The organism is Halomicrococcus pelagicus, from assembly GCF_051917725.1.
In the GTDB taxonomy this organism is placed as follows: Archaea; Halobacteriota; Halobacteria; order Halobacteriales; family Haladaptataceae; genus Halomicrococcus.
On the sequence record NZ_JBQBLX010000004.1, the window covers coordinates 45,612 to 60,833 of the forward strand.

Here is a 15,222-nt window from a genome sequence, read left to right on the forward strand (position 1 = left end):
ACCGATGAGAAAGCTCGACGACACCGACAGGAAAATCATCAGGTTGCTCGTCGCAGACGCCCGGCGGCCGTACAACGAGATAGCCGACCAGGTCGGTCTCTCGCCGCCGACGGTCTCGGACCGCGTCGACCGCCTGGCGGAGATGGGAGTCATCCGCCGGTTCACCGCCGACTTAGACTACGCGATGCTGTCCGACGGTCTCTCGCTCCTGGTCACCGTCCACGCGCGACCGGGGCACGTCGAGGAGGTCCGGACGGCGCTGGAGTCGTTCGACGGCGTCGAACACGTCTTCGTCACCGCGGACGCCCACGTCATCTGCAAGGCGAACCTGCGGGAACACGACGTGGAGACGCTGCTCGCCGACGCCATCGGCGAAGACGCGGTCGAGGAGTACGACGTCCAGTTGCTCGTCGACTCGACGTGGAACCCCCAGCCCGGCGACATCGACTTCTCGCCCGAGTGCGTCGAGTGCGGTAACACCGTCACGACCGAGGGCGAATCGACGCGAATCGACGGCGAACTGTACCACTTCTGCTGTTCGTCCTGCAAGTCCCAGTTCACCGAGCGGTACGAGCGCCTCCAGGAAGGCGCGACGAGCTGACAGTACGATTACAAAAATCCGGTTCAGCGAACTGTTTTGTGGTCCCGTGGCAATCGAACACACATGGCGACCGACAGCGAAACCTTCGTGAAAGCCGCCGACGCCGACGAACTGCGCGAGGAAGGACGACTGCTCGTGAGAGCCGACGGCCGGTCCATTGCGCTCTTCCACCACGAGGGCGAGTACCGCGCCGTCGACAACCGCTGTCCGCACATGGGGTTTCCGCTCACGGAAGGGACCGTCGAGGACGGCATCCTCACCTGCCACTGGCACCACGCCCGGTTCGAGCTCTCCTGCGGCGACACGTTCGACCCCTGGGCCGACGACGTACAGTCGTTCCCGGTCGAGGAGCGCGACGGAGAAGTGTACGTGAACCCCCATCCGGAACCGGACGAACCGCCGGAGGAGCACTGGAAGAACCGGCTGGAGACGGGGCTGGAAGAGAACCTGCGACTCGTCGTCGCCAAGTCGGCCATCGGACTGGCGAACGAGGGGGTTCCCGCCGAGGAGCCGCTGCGCGTCGGCGCTCGATTCGGCGCGCGATACCGCCAGCAGGGATGGAGTTCGGGGCTGACCATCCACTCGGCGATGGCGAACGTCCTCCCCGACCTGCGGCCGGAGGACCGAACCCGGGCACTGTACACCGGGCTACGCCACGTCGCGGACGACTGCCAGGGCGAACCGCCGAAGTTCGACCAGCCCTCGTTCGACACCCGCGACGTGACCGAAGAGCGCCTGCGGAAGTGGTTCCGCGACTGCGTCGAGGTGCGCGACGACGACGGGGCCGAACGCTGCCTCCAGACCGCCATCGCCACGCTCGAACCGGAGACGGTGGCGGACATCCTCTACACCGCCGCGACTGACCACCTCTACCTCGACGCGGGCCACAGCTTCGATTTCATCAACAAGGCGCTGGAGATGGTCGACCGCGTCGGCTGGGAGCACGCCCACGAGATACTGCCGAGCGTGATTCCCCGCCTCACGAACGCCCAGCGGAGCGAGGAGCTCTCCTCGTGGACCCAGCCGGTCGACCTCGGCGAGCTGTTGTTCGACGCCTTCGACGACCTCCCGGCGATGGTCGACGAGGGCCAGGCCGCCGCCGGCGACGCCGCCGACTGGACGGAACCGGACGACTTCGTCGACACGCTGCTGTCCGACGACCCGCACGCCGTCCTCGACGCCCTGACCGACGCCGTCCGGGGCGGCGCGAGCTGCGAGCAACTCGCTGACCGCGTCGCCTACGCGTCCGCCCTGCGGGTCGCGCAGTTCGGGACGAGCAACGAGTTCAACGACTGGAACACGGTCCATCACACGTACACGTACAACAACGCGGTCCAGCAGGCCGCCCGGCGAGCGAGTTCGACGGCGCTCTACCGGGGAATCCTCGCGGGCGCGATGAGCGTCTACCTCGACCGCTTCCTCAACACGCCGCCCGCGCCGATTCCCGAGGTCGAGGAGAGCGACGCCGACCCGGCCGACCTGCGCGACCGACTGCTGGAGACGTTCGACGAGGAGGGCGGCGTCCGCGAGGCCGCGACCCTCGTCGCGGAGCACTTCGCGGCGGGCGGCGACCCCGCCGACCTCAAGGAGACGCTCGGCGAGGGGCTGCTCCGCGAGGACGCCGGCTTCCACACGCTCCAGAACCTCGAAGCGTCGTTCGCGCAGTTCGACCTCCGGTCCGGCGACGAAGCGAGCGACTTCGTTTCGACGGACCGCGAGCGTGAGCGACGGGTCGTCCTGATGGCGCTCGCCCGCTACATGGCCGCCCACTTCCCGACGCGGCGCGAGGCCGAACAGACCTACACCATTGCGGACCGGTTGCACCGCGGAGAGAAAATCCACGAGTCGGACGGCGTTTGAGGACGGTTCCGCGGGTTTCGACGCCCGTACCAGAATCCCTTTTCGCGCGTGGTAGCTAGAAGCGACCGATGAGCGAGCGCGGAATCCAGCGACGCGAGTTCGTGAAGGCGGCCGTCGCCATCGGAGGGTCGGCGGCGCTGTCGGCCTGCCTCGACCGGAACGGCGCGCCGGACGTGCCGAAGGGGCCGGACGACCTCTCGACGCTGCCCGACCGCCAGCACGGGTGGAACGGCGCCCTCTCGACGGACGACCACGGGAACGTCCTGCCGGCACGCCACCAGGTGCTGCTCTACCTGAACTACGCGGGGAGCGGAACGCCGACCGCCGCCGAGCGCGAGACGGTCGAGACGGCCTTCCGGAGCCTCGAACGCGCCTACCGCCGGGGGAACGACGGCCTGCTGTTCTCTGTCGGCTACTCGCCGTCGTACTTCGACCGGTTCCCGAAGTCGCTGCCCGACCCGGTCGACCTGCCGTCACCGTCGGCGCTCGCCCCGTTCGAGGACCCGACGTTCGACCGCCAGGACGCCGTCGTCCACCTCGCCAGCGACCACGCCGCGGTCGCGCTGGCGGCCGAGGAGGCCCTGCTCGGGGAGAAGACGGAGTTGAACGGCGTGGAGATGGCGGCGTCGCTCTCGGGGGTCCTGCAGAAGGCCGACCGCCGGACGGGGTTCGTCGGCGCGGGACTGCCCGCCGACAACCAGGACGTCCAGGGGATTCCGGACTCGAAACCCGTGCCCGAGGAGTCGCCGCTGTACATGGGGTTCAAGTCCGGGTTCGAGAAGAACCAGGCCGACGAGGACCGCGTGACGATTCGAGAAGGGCCGTTCGGGGGCGGGGCCACCCAGCACGTCTCGAAGATTCGGCTCCACCTCGACCAGTGGTACGAGCAGGACAGTCGCGAACAGCGCGTCGCCAAGATGTTCTGTCCGGCCCACGCCGCCGAGGACCGCGTCGAGGGCGTCGGCGAGAACCTCGGCGACGATAGCGGAATGGACGAGGAGTGTACGGAGAACGTCGCCGACCGGGCCCGCGAGCGCGGGATGGTCGGCCACTCCCAGAAGTCCGCGACGGTCCGCGAGGACGACTCGCCGCTCATCCTCCGCCGCGACTTCGACTCGACGGACGGCGGCGAGGCCGGCCTCCACTTCGTGTCGCTCCAGCGCGCCATCGGCGACTTCGAGGACACCCGGACCGCGATGAACGGCACCGACGTCGCCGAGAAGTCGTCGGTCGGCCAGCGCCTCAACAACGGCATCCTCCAGTACATGACCGTCGAGCGCCGGGGGAACTTCCTGCTGCCGCCCCGCTCGAAGCGGTCGCTACCGTCGCCGGCGTAGCGTCGAACGACGGTCGGACTGCCGCCGCAGAATCCGAGTCGCTCCAACCGACCCGGGACGTAGCTTTTTGTGGAAGCCGCGTCGAGAGGAAGACGACGCCGCGATGATACAGCTACCGATCCGTCGCTGTTCGGAGTGTGGGTACATCGGACCGGTCGGCCGGTTCAAGGACGCAGAGCGGTCGCAACTGACGTGTCCGCGGTGCGGCCACGAGATGGCCGACACCTTCGACCCGAGGTTGACATGACGGACGCGACCGCGACGGGCACGACCGAGACGCCGCTCTCAACCGCCATCGAGGAGTACCTCGCCAGCGTCGAAGCGGGCAACTCCGCCGCCATCGCCGACTCCTCGCTCCGGGAGTGGGCGAACTGGCTGGCGACCGAGCGCGACGCGACCACGCTGGAGGAAGTGGCGGTCATCGACTGTCGCCGCTACGCCCGTCACCTCAAGCGACGCGTCCGCGACGACGACCTGAAGGCGTCGACGGCGAACACCTACTACGCCTACGTCCGGGCGTTCCTCGGGTTCTGCGAGGCCGACGAACTCATCGACCGGAACCCGGCCGCGGTCTCGCGCGCCCAGTCGGAACTGCCCGAGGACCCCGGCGACGCGGACCGGCAGTTCTGGTCCGAACGCGACCGCAAGGCCATCCTGCGGTTCATGGACCGCCGTGTCGAGCGGGCGCTGGACGGGGAGGCGGCGGTCGGACGCGAGCGTGCGTACCGCGACCGGGCGCTGGTACGACTGCTCGCGCTCTCGGGCGTGCGCGGCGCGGAGGTGTTCCGCGACCCCGCCGACGACCGCCGCGACGGCGCGACCTGGGAGGACGTCGACGTCGAGGGCGGCGCTCTCCGCGTGTTCGGGAAGTCCCGCGAGTACGAGTACGCCCAGTTGCCCGAGCGCGCCGCGGAGGCCCTGGAGCGCTACCGCCGGGTGCAGGAACCCCCGACACCACGATTTCCGGTGTTTCCGACCGACCACGCCCCGTCGAAGTACGCCGCCGTGCGCGACCAGCTCGGCGACCGCGACTACGACGAGGCGCGCATCGAGGAGATACTGGACGCGAACCCCGTCGACGAGGTGGTCCGGGAGTACGAGGTGACCGTGCCGGCCATCTCGACCCGCGGTGCGCGCGACCTGATGAAGCGGCTCTGCGAGCAGGCGGACCTGGACGTCGACGGCGAGTATCTCAAACCCCACGGCGCTCGCCGGGGTCTGGGGCACAAGCTCTACTCGGAGGGCCACGCGGAACTCGCACAGTCCGCGCTCAGACACGCCTCCATCTCGACCACCCACGAGAGCTACAGCGACATCCGGGCCAGCGAGACGGCCGAGCGCGTCGACGACGTACTGGACGAGTGACGAGCGCCGCGACCTCCGCCCCCGACCCACGGCGGCCGCGTAACCGCTAGCCACTCGTTTTACGTCGGACGCTCCCGAGTGTGAGAGACGGGAATGCGGGGTTGACGAAACAATGACACCGGAGAGCGGGGAAGAGCAGAGGAGTGCGGGAGAGGCAGAGGAAACCGAGGGGCGGAGAAACGACGAGAGAACGGGGGGACCGAAGCACGGCGAAGACACGGAGAGCGCAGGGAGCGTGCTGATGCGAGGTCACTGGGTCGCCGCGGGAAGCGCGCTACTCGGTATCTGGCTGGTCGCCGCGCCGTTCGTCGTCTTCGAGGCGAGTCTGGCACCGAACTTCTGGAGCGACGTGCTCGCCGGCGTCGCGCTGCTGGTCGTCGCCTGCTACGCCGCCGTGCTGACGCTGTTCGGACGGTCGGTCACGCCCGCCGCGGCCGGGTTCGTCGGCGTCGTCGGTCTCCTCCAGGTCGCACAGCCGTTCGTCGTGGGGTCGGCGAGCGCAGCGAACCGCTGGAGCGACGTCGCTGCCGGCGCGCTGCTGGTCGCGGTCGCGTTCGTCTCGTTCCGACAGAGGTCCGTGCGACGCGAGGAGTCGGCCGAATCGCGCCCCGGAGGACGCTGAGGACGGCCCGTGCGACCGAGTGACGTGCTTGAGCGCGTCCGGTCGATGCCGTCCGCGTCCGGTCGAGTGACGTCAGTCGAGTAGCGTCGGCGTCACTGTCGAGCGACGGTACCCACGACACGGGCGGCGAAGACAGCGGAAACGGTGGTGTCCGACGTCGAAGGGGGTTCAGCCGCGACCGGCCTCTGCAACCGTCGATAACAGCGGAAACGGTGGGGAAACGTCGGACGAAGTGAGATGTATTCGATTGGTTCACTGCGGAAAACAGCGGAAACGGCGGGGTAACTGAAACCGCTGTAGGTGGTGCAAACAACGGAAACCACGGAGTTGACAGCGGAAACGGCGGGGTCGTGGCTTGCACCGCGTGCGGTTCGTGGTCGACCGGCCGGCACCGATAACAGCGGAAACGTCGGTGTTCGACGCCCGAGCGGAAGCGGGGCTACGCGTTCTCCTCGGCCGCGGTCTGGTAGTAGGGACGGATGCTCTCGTGAACGCCGGCGAGTTCGATGGTCTCCTCCAGCGCGCTCACGACGAGCTGGAGGTCCTGCTTGAGCGAGTGTTCGCGATACTTCCCGCCGGACATCCCCTCGTTTTTCTCCGTCGAGGATATGACGCCGAGCATCGCCAGGTCGGCGAGATGGTCGCGCATCCGACGGCTCGTCAACGCCTCGGTGCCGATGTGGTTGCAGAGCTGTTCGTACCGGGGGCGGATGTCTCGCGAGCGCGCGGGCGTGGCACCTTCCGCTTCGAGCGAGGTGAGAGCGTACAGGATGAGTCGCGCGTGCTGAGTCAGGTCCGCGACCCCCTCCATTATCCGGTCGCGTTCGAGCTTCCGACGAGCCTCCTGCACCTGTTTCTCGGTCACCTGCTGGGCGTCCTTGCGCGCCAGGTCACCCGCTTCGAGAAGCAGGTCGAGCGCCTGCCGGGCGTCGCCGGCGTCCTGGGCGCCGTAGGCCGCACAGAGCGGGATGACGTCGTCGGCGAGCGCCCCGTCGTGGAACGCGACCTGTTCGCGCTGGCTAAGCACCTTCTGGAGTTCGTTGGCGTCGTACGGCGGAAACGAGACCTCCTTCTCACAGAGCGACGAACGCACTTTCGCGGACAACGAGTCCCGGAAGGAGAGGTCGTTGCTGATGCCGATGAGGCCGATCTTGGCGTCTTCGAGGTAGCCGTTGCTTCGCGCACGGGGAATCTGATAGAGGATGGAGTTGTCGTTGATGTGGTCGACCTCGTCCAGGACGACGATGATGGTGCCGCCGACCTTGTCGAGTTCGTCCCAGAGGAAGCTGTAGACCTGCGCCTGGGGGTACCCCGTGTTACTGATCTGGTCGGCCGGGTCGCGTAGCGTGTTGACGAGTCGAACCGCCACCTGATAGCTGGAGTTGAGGCCGTCGCAGTTGATCTCGATGACCGACAGGGAGATATCGTCGTACTTCGCGGCGTCCTCCTGAAGCTGGTTCAGGAGGAAACGGGTTGCGGCCGTCTTGCCAACGCCGCTTTTCCCGTAGAGAAAGATGTTCGACGGGGCCTCCCCGTTGATGATCGGCTGGAGCGCGGCGTGATACTCCTCAAGTTCGTCGTCCCGGCCGACCAGGTTGTTCGGGGTGTACTCCTCCAGGAGCGCGTCCCGGTTCTTGTAGAGGGAGTTGTCCCGGTCGAAACTGAACGATGACATTGTAAAATCATTTCGCGGAACGATACTTAAAACTGTGGCGTCCGCTGTTTCTTCTGTCCCGATAGTATTTAAATATACGCCGGTAGCTGCAGGTGCATCGTTTCCGATGTCTTCGTTGGACGTTGCCGAGAACGGCGACTTTTTCCGGGGTCGCATGGCGTCGTAACTCGCGAGCGTCGCATCACGTGGGTCTCTCCTTCCAGTGTCCAGGACTGCGGGTAGTGAACGTTTCAAACAGTGACTGACGAGAATCGGAACAGCAGTTAGAACGTCGTGGAGGGACGGGGGACACCCACCCCGCCGTTTCCGTTGTTTAGACGGGATTGAGAGGGGGTGGGGTGAGGGGTCTCTGTAACACCGGTGGTTTTATGACATAGCAGACAAAACTTTCTCCGCACTAGGAAAATATTACTTCGTTCTAACTTAGTTGAGTTCGTTAGTTGCGCTCTGAAGTCCCCCAGGGCTCTATTTTCACCGACACGGCGTTCGTCGCCACCGACGGTTTCCGCGAGCTTTCCGTCCTCGACTACCCTCTTATCCTTGCTCTCCCTCTGACCACTCCACCGACCCACTCGAGACAGCGGAAACGGTGGGGTGGGTGTCCCCTATCCCGTCTCGTTACCCTCACGTCGTCCCAACAGCGGAAACAACGGGGTCTCTGTCTCTTCTCCGCGCTCTGACTCCCCTTTTCGTTCCTTCTTTCTCGCTCTTCCCGTCGCCCTGCTCCCTCGCTTTTCCTCTCTTCTCTCGTTCTTCAGTTCACGTCTCACACTTTCCCGACATCCCCTTCTCGTCCGACGATGCAGGGACCGGTACGACCGTCGACGCGACACGAAGCGGTCCGAGACACCGAACCGGGGTACTGACCCCGAGACACCGAGTGCAACGCACGTGGAGCCGTGCCGTCGCGGGACGGCGTCCACGTTGGGCCGTACTTCCGGGTGACGGCGGAAACGTTGGACCCTGCCGCCTGGAGACAGCGGAAACGATGGAGGTGCGTTCGCCGAGTCGGCCGCTATCCCCGCTACCGCAAGATAGACCCGGACGAAACAGCGGAAACGCCGGTGTCGCATCTCGGTCGTCTTTACCCGTGGGTCTTTCGAGGGGACGGCCATTCGCCCGCTGTCGACACGGTAGAACTAGACGAAGGAGGCCGACTCGGACGAAACAGCCAGTACCAGACGAACCGGCCAGGTTCGGAGAAAACCACAGTCCCGGACAGAACCACCAGATCCGGACGAAACGGGACAGCTACCCTTCGTCGTGAACCACGAATCCGCGGACAGAATGTTCGCAGTCGATTCGGACGACAGAAGGCCGGTAAAACAACGGAAACGACGGAGTAAGCTCGCCGGGATACGTACGTTCTAGGAGCTTACGTTCTGGGGGCTTACGTTCTGGGGCTTACGTTCTGGGGCTTACGTTCTGGGGACATACGCTTCAGGAGACCTACGCTCCGGGGGACGTACGCTCTCGGCAGCGAACGACTATCGAGCTACCGGTCCTGTTCGACTTCGAGGAGTCGCGCGTCGCAGTTCTGGCAGTTCGCGGCAACGACGTCCATCGAGCGACAGCAGGACTCGACGGTCTCCTGTTCGGGCATGACCGTCCCACCGCACTCGGGGCACTCCTCGAGGAAGATGCGCAGGCCGCTCAGGACGCGGCTCTGGTCGTCGACCGTCAGCGCCTCCCAGTCGGGGTACCGGTCTCGAAGCTCACGAGCGGCGGCGAGGTCTGCGACGAGCGCGGCGTGGGACTCCCACTGACCGAGATGGCGGCCCTCAAGGCGGGCGAGAAACGCCTGGTCGTGCTCCTCGAACTTCAGGTCGTCCTCGTCGACGTCCAGGATGGCACCGAGGTCGCTCTTCTCGGCACCCTCCTCCTCGACGCGCGCCATGCTGTCGTGCCACGAGTTGCGGAACTGGTCGTCGAGACAGAGGTCGTCTATCTCCTCGCACGGGCGGATGACGCCGGCCGTCGAGAGGACCTTCTCGGGTTCGACGTCGCTCTCGCGGGGGACGGTCTCGCCCGTCTCGTGCTTGTCGAAGGCGGCGAGGAACCAGTCGGGGAAGTAACGCTTCGTGAGCGTGGGAGTTCCCGGTACGAGATAGCCACGGAGGTAGATGGCCGCGAGGCTCAACGCGAAGACCCCGATTCCGAACGGGACAGCGACGAGCGTCAGCGCTGCACCGAGGACGACGGCGATGGCGACGTTGACGATGGTGCACGGCGTACATCGATTCTCGCCGGTGTACTCCGGTCGTCGGAAACGGTCGATGAACGACGGTAGTTCCGTACTCATCCTACTCTACTTCGTTCCTTCTCCAATATATATCTATTGTTAAAACAGTGTAGAGCAGAGGGAAATAAACGTGCGTAACGCGTCTCCGATTCTGGACCGCCGCTCCGTATCAGTCGGTCGCACTTCCGGTTTCGATTCGGTCGGTCGCCCGTCCATCGGCCCGCTCGAGACGGATCGTCACGACACTGCCGCGGGGCTGGTTGTGACCGAATTCGAGGTTACCACCGAACTTCCCGACGACCCAGTTCGCCAGCCAGAGACCGAGTCCGCTTCCGTGGTGGAGTGCCGTCTCCCGTCCCTCCAGCAGAACGGTGCGTTCTTCCTCCGGTATTCCGGGTCCGTCGTCGGCGACGGTGAGTTCGACCTGGTCGTCGCCGTCCGCGGTCCGCTGTCGGACAGCGATGGACACGTTCGGGACGTCACTGTCGTTGTGTTCGACGGCGTTCTCGACGAGTTCGCTCACGACCGCGTCGAGGGTGTTGTCGCCGTACACCCACGCTTCCTCCGGCACGTCGGCCGAGAGGTTCGCGTCCGAATACGTGTCCTGTAGTTTCTCCTGGATTCGCTCGACGACGGCCGTCAACTCGACGGCTTTCCGGGTTTGGCCCTCTCCGTCGAGCGTCTTCCCGACCTCCCGGGCTTTCTCGCTGACGTCGATGAGTTCCGACGCCTTCCGCCTGATGACGTCGGCGCTCTCGCGGGCGCTGGGAATCGTCTCGGCGAGGTTGTCGGCGTGACCCAGCACGACGTTCAGGTCGTTTCGCAGGTTGTGCCGGAGGATGCGGTTGAACACCTGCAGTCGCTGTTCGCGCCGGACGAGTTCCTGGCGCGTCTGAATCGAGTTCATCGCGTACGCGACGCTGTTGCCGAACTTCGAGAGGATACGCCGTTCGGTGTCGCCGAACGCGTGCAACTCGTCGGCGTAGACGTTCAGGACGCCGTACGTCGTGTCCTCGTAGTCGAACGGGACGACTGCCTTGGAGCAGCAGTCCCGTTCGAGACCAGTCTCGCGCCACGGTGCGAACGCGAGGTCTGACTCCACGTTCCGGGTGACCTGGGCTTCGCGCCGCTCCAGTGCCTGGCGGAGTAGCTTCGCCTCCGGGGCCGACTCCCCGCAGTCGACGTCGTCGAGACAGCCGTCCTCGATGCCGGCGGAGACCCGGGGAACGACGTTGCAGTCGTCGTCTACCTTCCCGACCCAGGTGAACCGGTACAGCTCGGAGTCGGCCAGCCGCTCGCAGACGGCGCGTTCTATCTCCTCCTTGGAGGACGCCTGCAACAGCGACTGGCTGACGTCCCAGACGAGGTCGTTGACGTCGGCGACCCTGCTCGCGGACTTCTCGGCTCGCCGACGAGAGACGGCGTTCTCGATGCGGTTGGCCAGCACCACGAACTGGCGTTTGCCCTCGCCCTTCTGGAGATAGTCGGTGACCCCCGCCGAGATGGCCTCGCTGGCCGTGTCTTCGCTCCCGACGCCCGTGAGTAGCACGAACGGCATCTCGGGGTAGTCGTCGCGGAGAACGTCGAGGAGTTCGAGCCCGTCCATGCCGGGCATCTCGTAGTCGCTGACCACGCAGTCGAAGCGCTCGTCGTCGAGTCGGGCGAGCGCGTCGGTCGCGTTGCTCTCCCTGCAGACGGTCATGTCAGTTTCGGCTTCGAGGACGTCCGAGGCGACCGTCGCGAAGAACTCGTTGTCCTCGACGTGGAGCACCCGAATAGGTGGATGTCCCATCCTACTCGACAAGTTAAGAAGCTTATAATAAATAAATTGGCACTGTTCCCGCACGGTCGCCTCTCGGTCCGGCCGACCGACGACGCCCGACGGCGCCGTCACGATCACTCGTCGGCGACCTCGTCGTCCTCCCAGCCCTCGCTGTAGACGCGGTCGTCCGGGACGCCGAGTTCGGCGAGTCGGTCTTTCGTCTCGACGACCATCTCCGGGACGCCACAGACGTAGCAGTCGGTGTCGGACACGTCCGGAACGACGTCGGCGAGGTGTTCCTGGACGTGGCCCGTCGGTCCGTCCCAGTCCTCCTCGGAGAGCGAGTAGACGACGGTCAGGTTCTCGTGGTCGGCTTCGAACTGGTCGAGCGTCTCCCGGTACATCACGTCCTCCTGGGTCTTCTCGCCGTACAGGAAGTAGACGTCCCCGCTTCCCTCGTCCAGATACTGCTTCAGCATCGCTATCATCGGCGTGATGCCGGTCCCGGTGGAGACGAGCGTCACGTCCGCGTCGCGGTCGCGCAGGTAGAGGTTGCCGTCCAGGTCCTCGATGCGAACGGTGTCGCCGGGTTGGCGGTCGTGCATGTACACCGACGCCGTTCCGTCGTCGTAGCGCCTGATGGCGAGAGTGATCGTGTCCGTCCCGGGAAGCGACGTCGCAGTGTACGGCCGGACGACCTCGTCGGAATCGTCGTCGGAATCGCCGTCGGAACCGTCGTCAGAATCCTCGCCGCCGGATTGGTCGTCGGAATCGCCGCCCGTATGGTCGCCGGCGGACCCCGCCTCGTCCCGTTCGAGGTGAAGGTGTGTGTGCTGGCCGGGCCGGTACTCGAACGGCTCGTCGGCGACGACCTCGAACTGTTTCACGCTCGGAGTCATCTGATGGATAGACGTTATCTCGACCTCGCGCATACTGGCACCACGGTCGTCGCGCCCGTAAGTCTGCTCGCCGGGACGCCTTTGTTCCGGGGCGGCCTATCGGCGCCCGTGTTTCCGCGCGCGCTCACCACCCTGTTCTGGAACGCCGACAGCGACCGCCTTCGCATGCCCTGGCGACTCCTCGCCGGCACCGTGCTGCTCGTCGGTCTCGCCGTCGTCTTCGGCCTGCTGTTCCAGGCACTGGTCTCGACGACACGCACCGGAGCCTTGGCCTCGCTCTTCGCCGGCACCGCGAACTCGCTCCTCCTCTCGCTCGCGGGCGTCCTCTTCACGACCGGCGTGACGGTCGTGGGGGTGTATCTCGCCGGACGGCTGGTCGACCGCCGGCGGTTCGCGGACTTCGGCCTCCACCTCGACCGGGCGTGGCGCGTCGACTTCGCCTTCGGCGTCGCGCTCGGCGCGGCCCTGATGACCGGAATCTTCCTCGTCGAACTCGGGGCGGGCTGGCTCGCGGTGACGGGGACGCTCCGGACGAGCGCCGCCGGCGCGAGCGGGCCGACCGCGTCGCTGGTCGGCGGACTGGCCCTCGCGTTCGCGTTGTACGTCCTCGTCGCCGTCGGCGAGGAACTGCTCCTCCGGGGGTATCTCCTGACGAACCTCGCCGAGGGACTCCGGGGACTCGGCGCGACGCTGGCCGTCGCGGTCGCTACCCTCCTCTCTTCGGCCGTGTTCGGTCTGTTGCACGTCGGCAACCCGAACGCGACCGCCGTCAGCACCGCGAACGTCGCGCTCGCCGGCGTCGTGCTCGCGGCGGGGTACGTGCTGACCGGCGAACTCGGCGTCTCGGTCGGCTTCCACCTCTCGTGGAACTTCGTCCAGGGGCCGGTCTTCGGCTTCCCGGTGAGCGGTACCAGCCGTGGCGTCGCGCTCGTCGCAGTCGCGGAGCAGGGTCCGGACCGCTGGACGGGGGGCGAGTTCGGTCCAGAAGCGGGGCTCGTGGGCGTCGCGGCCCTGGTCGTCGGTCTGGCGGCTATCGTCGCCTGGGCGCGCTATCGGACCGGGAGCGTCGGACTCTCGCCGGCCGTCTGGACGCCCGAACTGCGGGAGTAGGGTCGAACGTCAGTCGGCCCGCCCCGGGACCTCCGAGAGGTCGGGGGACGTCTCGGCCGTCGCGTCCGTGGACCGACCGAGCGATTCGTCGACGGCGGCGCGGAACTCCTCGCGGAAGCGTTCAGGGCCGAACCGCCGTCGTATCTCCTCGGGACGTTTCCGGAGGTCGCGCTGGAGGTCGGGGTTCGAGAGCACGCGGTCCATCTTCTCGACCGCGTCCGCGGGCGACTCGTACAGCAGTTCCTCGCGGTCGTCGACGATGGCGTGCTGGCCGCCGTCGTTGGGGACGAACGGAACGGCCCCACCGGCGGCGAGTTCGGCGACGGCCATGCCGAAGTGTTCGAACTCCTTGGCGTGGAGGCCGTAGCGGTGCGAGCAGACGCGGTCGACCAGTTCCTCGCGCGGGAGTTCGCCCTCGAGATAGACGTACTCGCGGTCGCTCGCCAGCGCTTCGACCTCGCGGCGGTACTCCTCGTCGACGGTCGGGCCGATGACGTGGAGATGCGTGTCGTGGCCCCGCTCGCGGACCCCGTCGACCATCTCTATCATCTCGACGACGCGCTTGCTGCGCTCGATGCGGCCGAGCAAAACGTATTCTGGAATCGTGACGCGATGGATGAAACTTATACTCGTTTCGGTTACGTTAGCTGGGTGCATCTATCGTACCGCGAGACAGCAGGCGATTGGACGCTCGCGCGTCCGGGACGGGATTTCTGCCCCCGTCGCGGCCGACGTGTAACAGAACGGGAACGGCGAAGCGGTCACCGCAACCCTGCCGACGGGCGCGCCCCGTCCACCGCCGGTCGTCACGCGAGGCGGAAGGTACTTCGGGGGCGGACGCCGACCGTCGAACGTGCGCTGGACCGCAGTCGCTGCAGGGGCGCTCGTCGAACTGTTCGCTATCGCGCTCGGGGCGACGGTGCCGCTCCCGCTCGACGTTCGAGTGACCGCCGGGCTGGCGCTCCTGACCGTCGGCATCGCCGGGGGTTACGTCGCCGGACGACTCGCCGGTGGAACGTGGAAGACGGGCCTCCGCCACGGACTGGTGGCGGGTACCTTCGGGGGCGTCGTCTTCGCGACCGTGCTCTACTACACGATGACCCACCCCGGGTCCGAGGTCGGCGCGTACTGGGGACTGAACTTCGCTATCTCCAGGATCGACTTCCCGCCCTGGTTGGTCGACCGCTACGGACGGACCCTCGCGGCCCTCGTCGCCGCCCTCGGCGGGGTCGCGCTGGCGCTGGAGGGCGCGATAGCCGGCGGGGCGGCGGGCACGGCGCGCGTCGAACCGCCGGAGCCTACCTGACGGCGACCGAGACCGCCGTCTCCGGGTCGGCCGGTCCGCGGACGTATCTGACCTCGCCGTCGCGCTCGACCGCGAACGCCCGAATCTCGACCACCAGCCGGCCGGCGTCGGTCGTCCCCCGCAGGACGGGACCGCGACTCGTCACCACCACGTACGGCGGCGCTGGAACCGGCGACGCGGCGAGCGACAGTCCGGTCGCCGCGACGGCGTCCGAGAGCAGGTCGGAACAGCGAGCCAGCAGCCCCGCGTCGGTCAGTCTCCGGGAGAGCGGGTCGACCACGGCCACCCGGTCCGTCGCGGCGTCGCCGTCCCACGCCGCCGTCACCTCGTCCGCACAGCGGAGGACGGCGGCGACGGTCTCGCGGCCGTCCGAGAGGACGTGCTCCCGGGCGACGGTCGTCGGCGCGGACCCGTCGGTTCCGTCGTCGGCGTCGACCATCGAC

Annotated in this window: 14 protein-coding genes; 8 read left to right on the top strand and 6 right to left on the bottom strand. The window is 66.8% G+C overall.

Annotated elements, in window-relative coordinates:
* The first annotated feature begins 4 nt into the window (after positions 1-4).
* The 6 genes from ACTF4R_RS11905 to ACTF4R_RS11930 all read left to right on the top strand — a co-directional run bounded on the left by ACTF4R_RS11905 (position 5) and on the right by ACTF4R_RS11930 (position 5,785).
* Positions 5-601, top strand: a complete 597-nt coding sequence (locus ACTF4R_RS11905; protein WP_440008071.1) for an AsnC family transcriptional regulator — start codon at positions 5-7, stop codon at positions 599-601.
* Between the two features lie 63 nt (positions 602-664).
* Positions 665-2,461 carry a Rieske 2Fe-2S domain-containing protein gene (locus ACTF4R_RS11910; protein ID WP_440008072.1) on the top strand — a complete coding sequence of 599 codons (1,797 nt, stop codon included), beginning with the start codon at positions 665-667 and terminating at the stop codon, positions 2,459-2,461.
* A gap of 68 nt (positions 2,462-2,529) precedes the next feature.
* Positions 2,530-3,798, top strand: a complete 1,269-nt coding sequence (locus ACTF4R_RS11915; protein ID WP_440008073.1) for a DUF7405 family protein — start codon at positions 2,530-2,532, stop codon at positions 3,796-3,798.
* 67 nt (positions 3,799-3,865) lie between these two features.
* Positions 3,866-4,045 (top strand): paraquat-inducible protein A, encoded by a 180-nt coding sequence (locus tag ACTF4R_RS11920; protein ID WP_147253181.1) that lies wholly within the window; start codon positions 3,866-3,868, stop codon positions 4,043-4,045.
* Entirely contained in the window at positions 4,042-5,163 is a 1,122-nt protein-coding gene (locus ACTF4R_RS11925; protein ID WP_440008074.1) for a tyrosine-type recombinase/integrase, read from the top strand. Before ACTF4R_RS11920 ends, ACTF4R_RS11925 begins: the two co-directional genes overlap by 4 nt.
* 241 nt (positions 5,164-5,404) lie before the next feature.
* The gene (locus tag ACTF4R_RS11930) at positions 5,405-5,785 is read left to right on the top strand and encodes an SPW repeat domain-containing protein (protein WP_440008076.1); all 381 of its coding nucleotides are present in this window, start codon (positions 5,405-5,407) and stop codon (positions 5,783-5,785) included.
* Positions 5,786-6,224: 439 nt separating this feature from the next.
* Here ACTF4R_RS11930 and ACTF4R_RS11935 read toward each other — a convergent pair whose 3' ends face one another.
* From ACTF4R_RS11935 to ACTF4R_RS11950, 4 genes are all read right to left on the bottom strand, one after another.
* Positions 6,225-7,460, bottom strand: coding sequence for an orc1/cdc6 family replication initiation protein (locus tag ACTF4R_RS11935; RefSeq protein WP_440008077.1), 1,236 nt, complete (start codon positions 7,458-7,460; stop codon positions 6,225-6,227).
* A 1,495-nt stretch (positions 7,461-8,955) separates the two neighbouring features.
* A complete protein-coding gene (locus tag ACTF4R_RS11940) occupies positions 8,956-9,762 on the bottom strand; it encodes a DUF8054 domain-containing protein (RefSeq protein ID WP_440008078.1) in 807 nt (268 codons plus the stop codon).
* A gap of 109 nt (positions 9,763-9,871) precedes the next feature.
* Positions 9,872-11,494 (bottom strand): response regulator, encoded by a 1,623-nt coding sequence (locus ACTF4R_RS11945; RefSeq protein WP_440008080.1) that lies wholly within the window; start codon positions 11,492-11,494, stop codon positions 9,872-9,874.
* Between the two features lie 104 nt (positions 11,495-11,598).
* Entirely contained in the window at positions 11,599-12,396 is a 798-nt protein-coding gene (locus ACTF4R_RS11950; RefSeq protein WP_440008082.1) for a ferredoxin--NADP reductase, read from the bottom strand.
* Positions 12,397-12,471: 75 nt separating this feature from the next.
* On the opposite strand from ACTF4R_RS11950, the gene ACTF4R_RS11955 reads away from it, so the two are divergent.
* Positions 12,472-13,473 (top strand): CPBP family intramembrane glutamic endopeptidase, encoded by a 1,002-nt coding sequence (locus ACTF4R_RS11955; RefSeq protein ID WP_440008083.1) that lies wholly within the window; start codon positions 12,472-12,474, stop codon positions 13,471-13,473.
* A gap of 9 nt (positions 13,474-13,482) precedes the next feature.
* Here ACTF4R_RS11955 and ACTF4R_RS11960 read toward each other — a convergent pair whose 3' ends face one another.
* Positions 13,483-14,061, bottom strand: a complete 579-nt coding sequence (locus tag ACTF4R_RS11960) for a glycosyltransferase (RefSeq protein ID WP_440008084.1) — start codon at positions 14,059-14,061, stop codon at positions 13,483-13,485.
* Between the two features lie 265 nt (positions 14,062-14,326).
* Between ACTF4R_RS11960 and ACTF4R_RS11965 the strand changes: the two genes are divergently transcribed.
* Positions 14,327-14,779: a hypothetical protein gene (locus ACTF4R_RS11965; RefSeq protein WP_440008085.1), complete on the top strand. Its 453-nt coding sequence runs from the start codon at positions 14,327-14,329 to the stop codon at positions 14,777-14,779.
* On the opposite strand, the gene ACTF4R_RS11970 is transcribed toward ACTF4R_RS11965, so the two are convergent.
* Positions 14,772-15,218: a DUF7988 family protein gene (locus ACTF4R_RS11970; RefSeq protein WP_440008086.1), complete on the bottom strand. Its 447-nt coding sequence runs from the start codon at positions 15,216-15,218 to the stop codon at positions 14,772-14,774. The two genes, ACTF4R_RS11965 and ACTF4R_RS11970, sit on opposite strands and share 8 nt — an antisense overlap.
* Between the last annotated feature and the right edge of the window lie 4 nt (positions 15,219-15,222).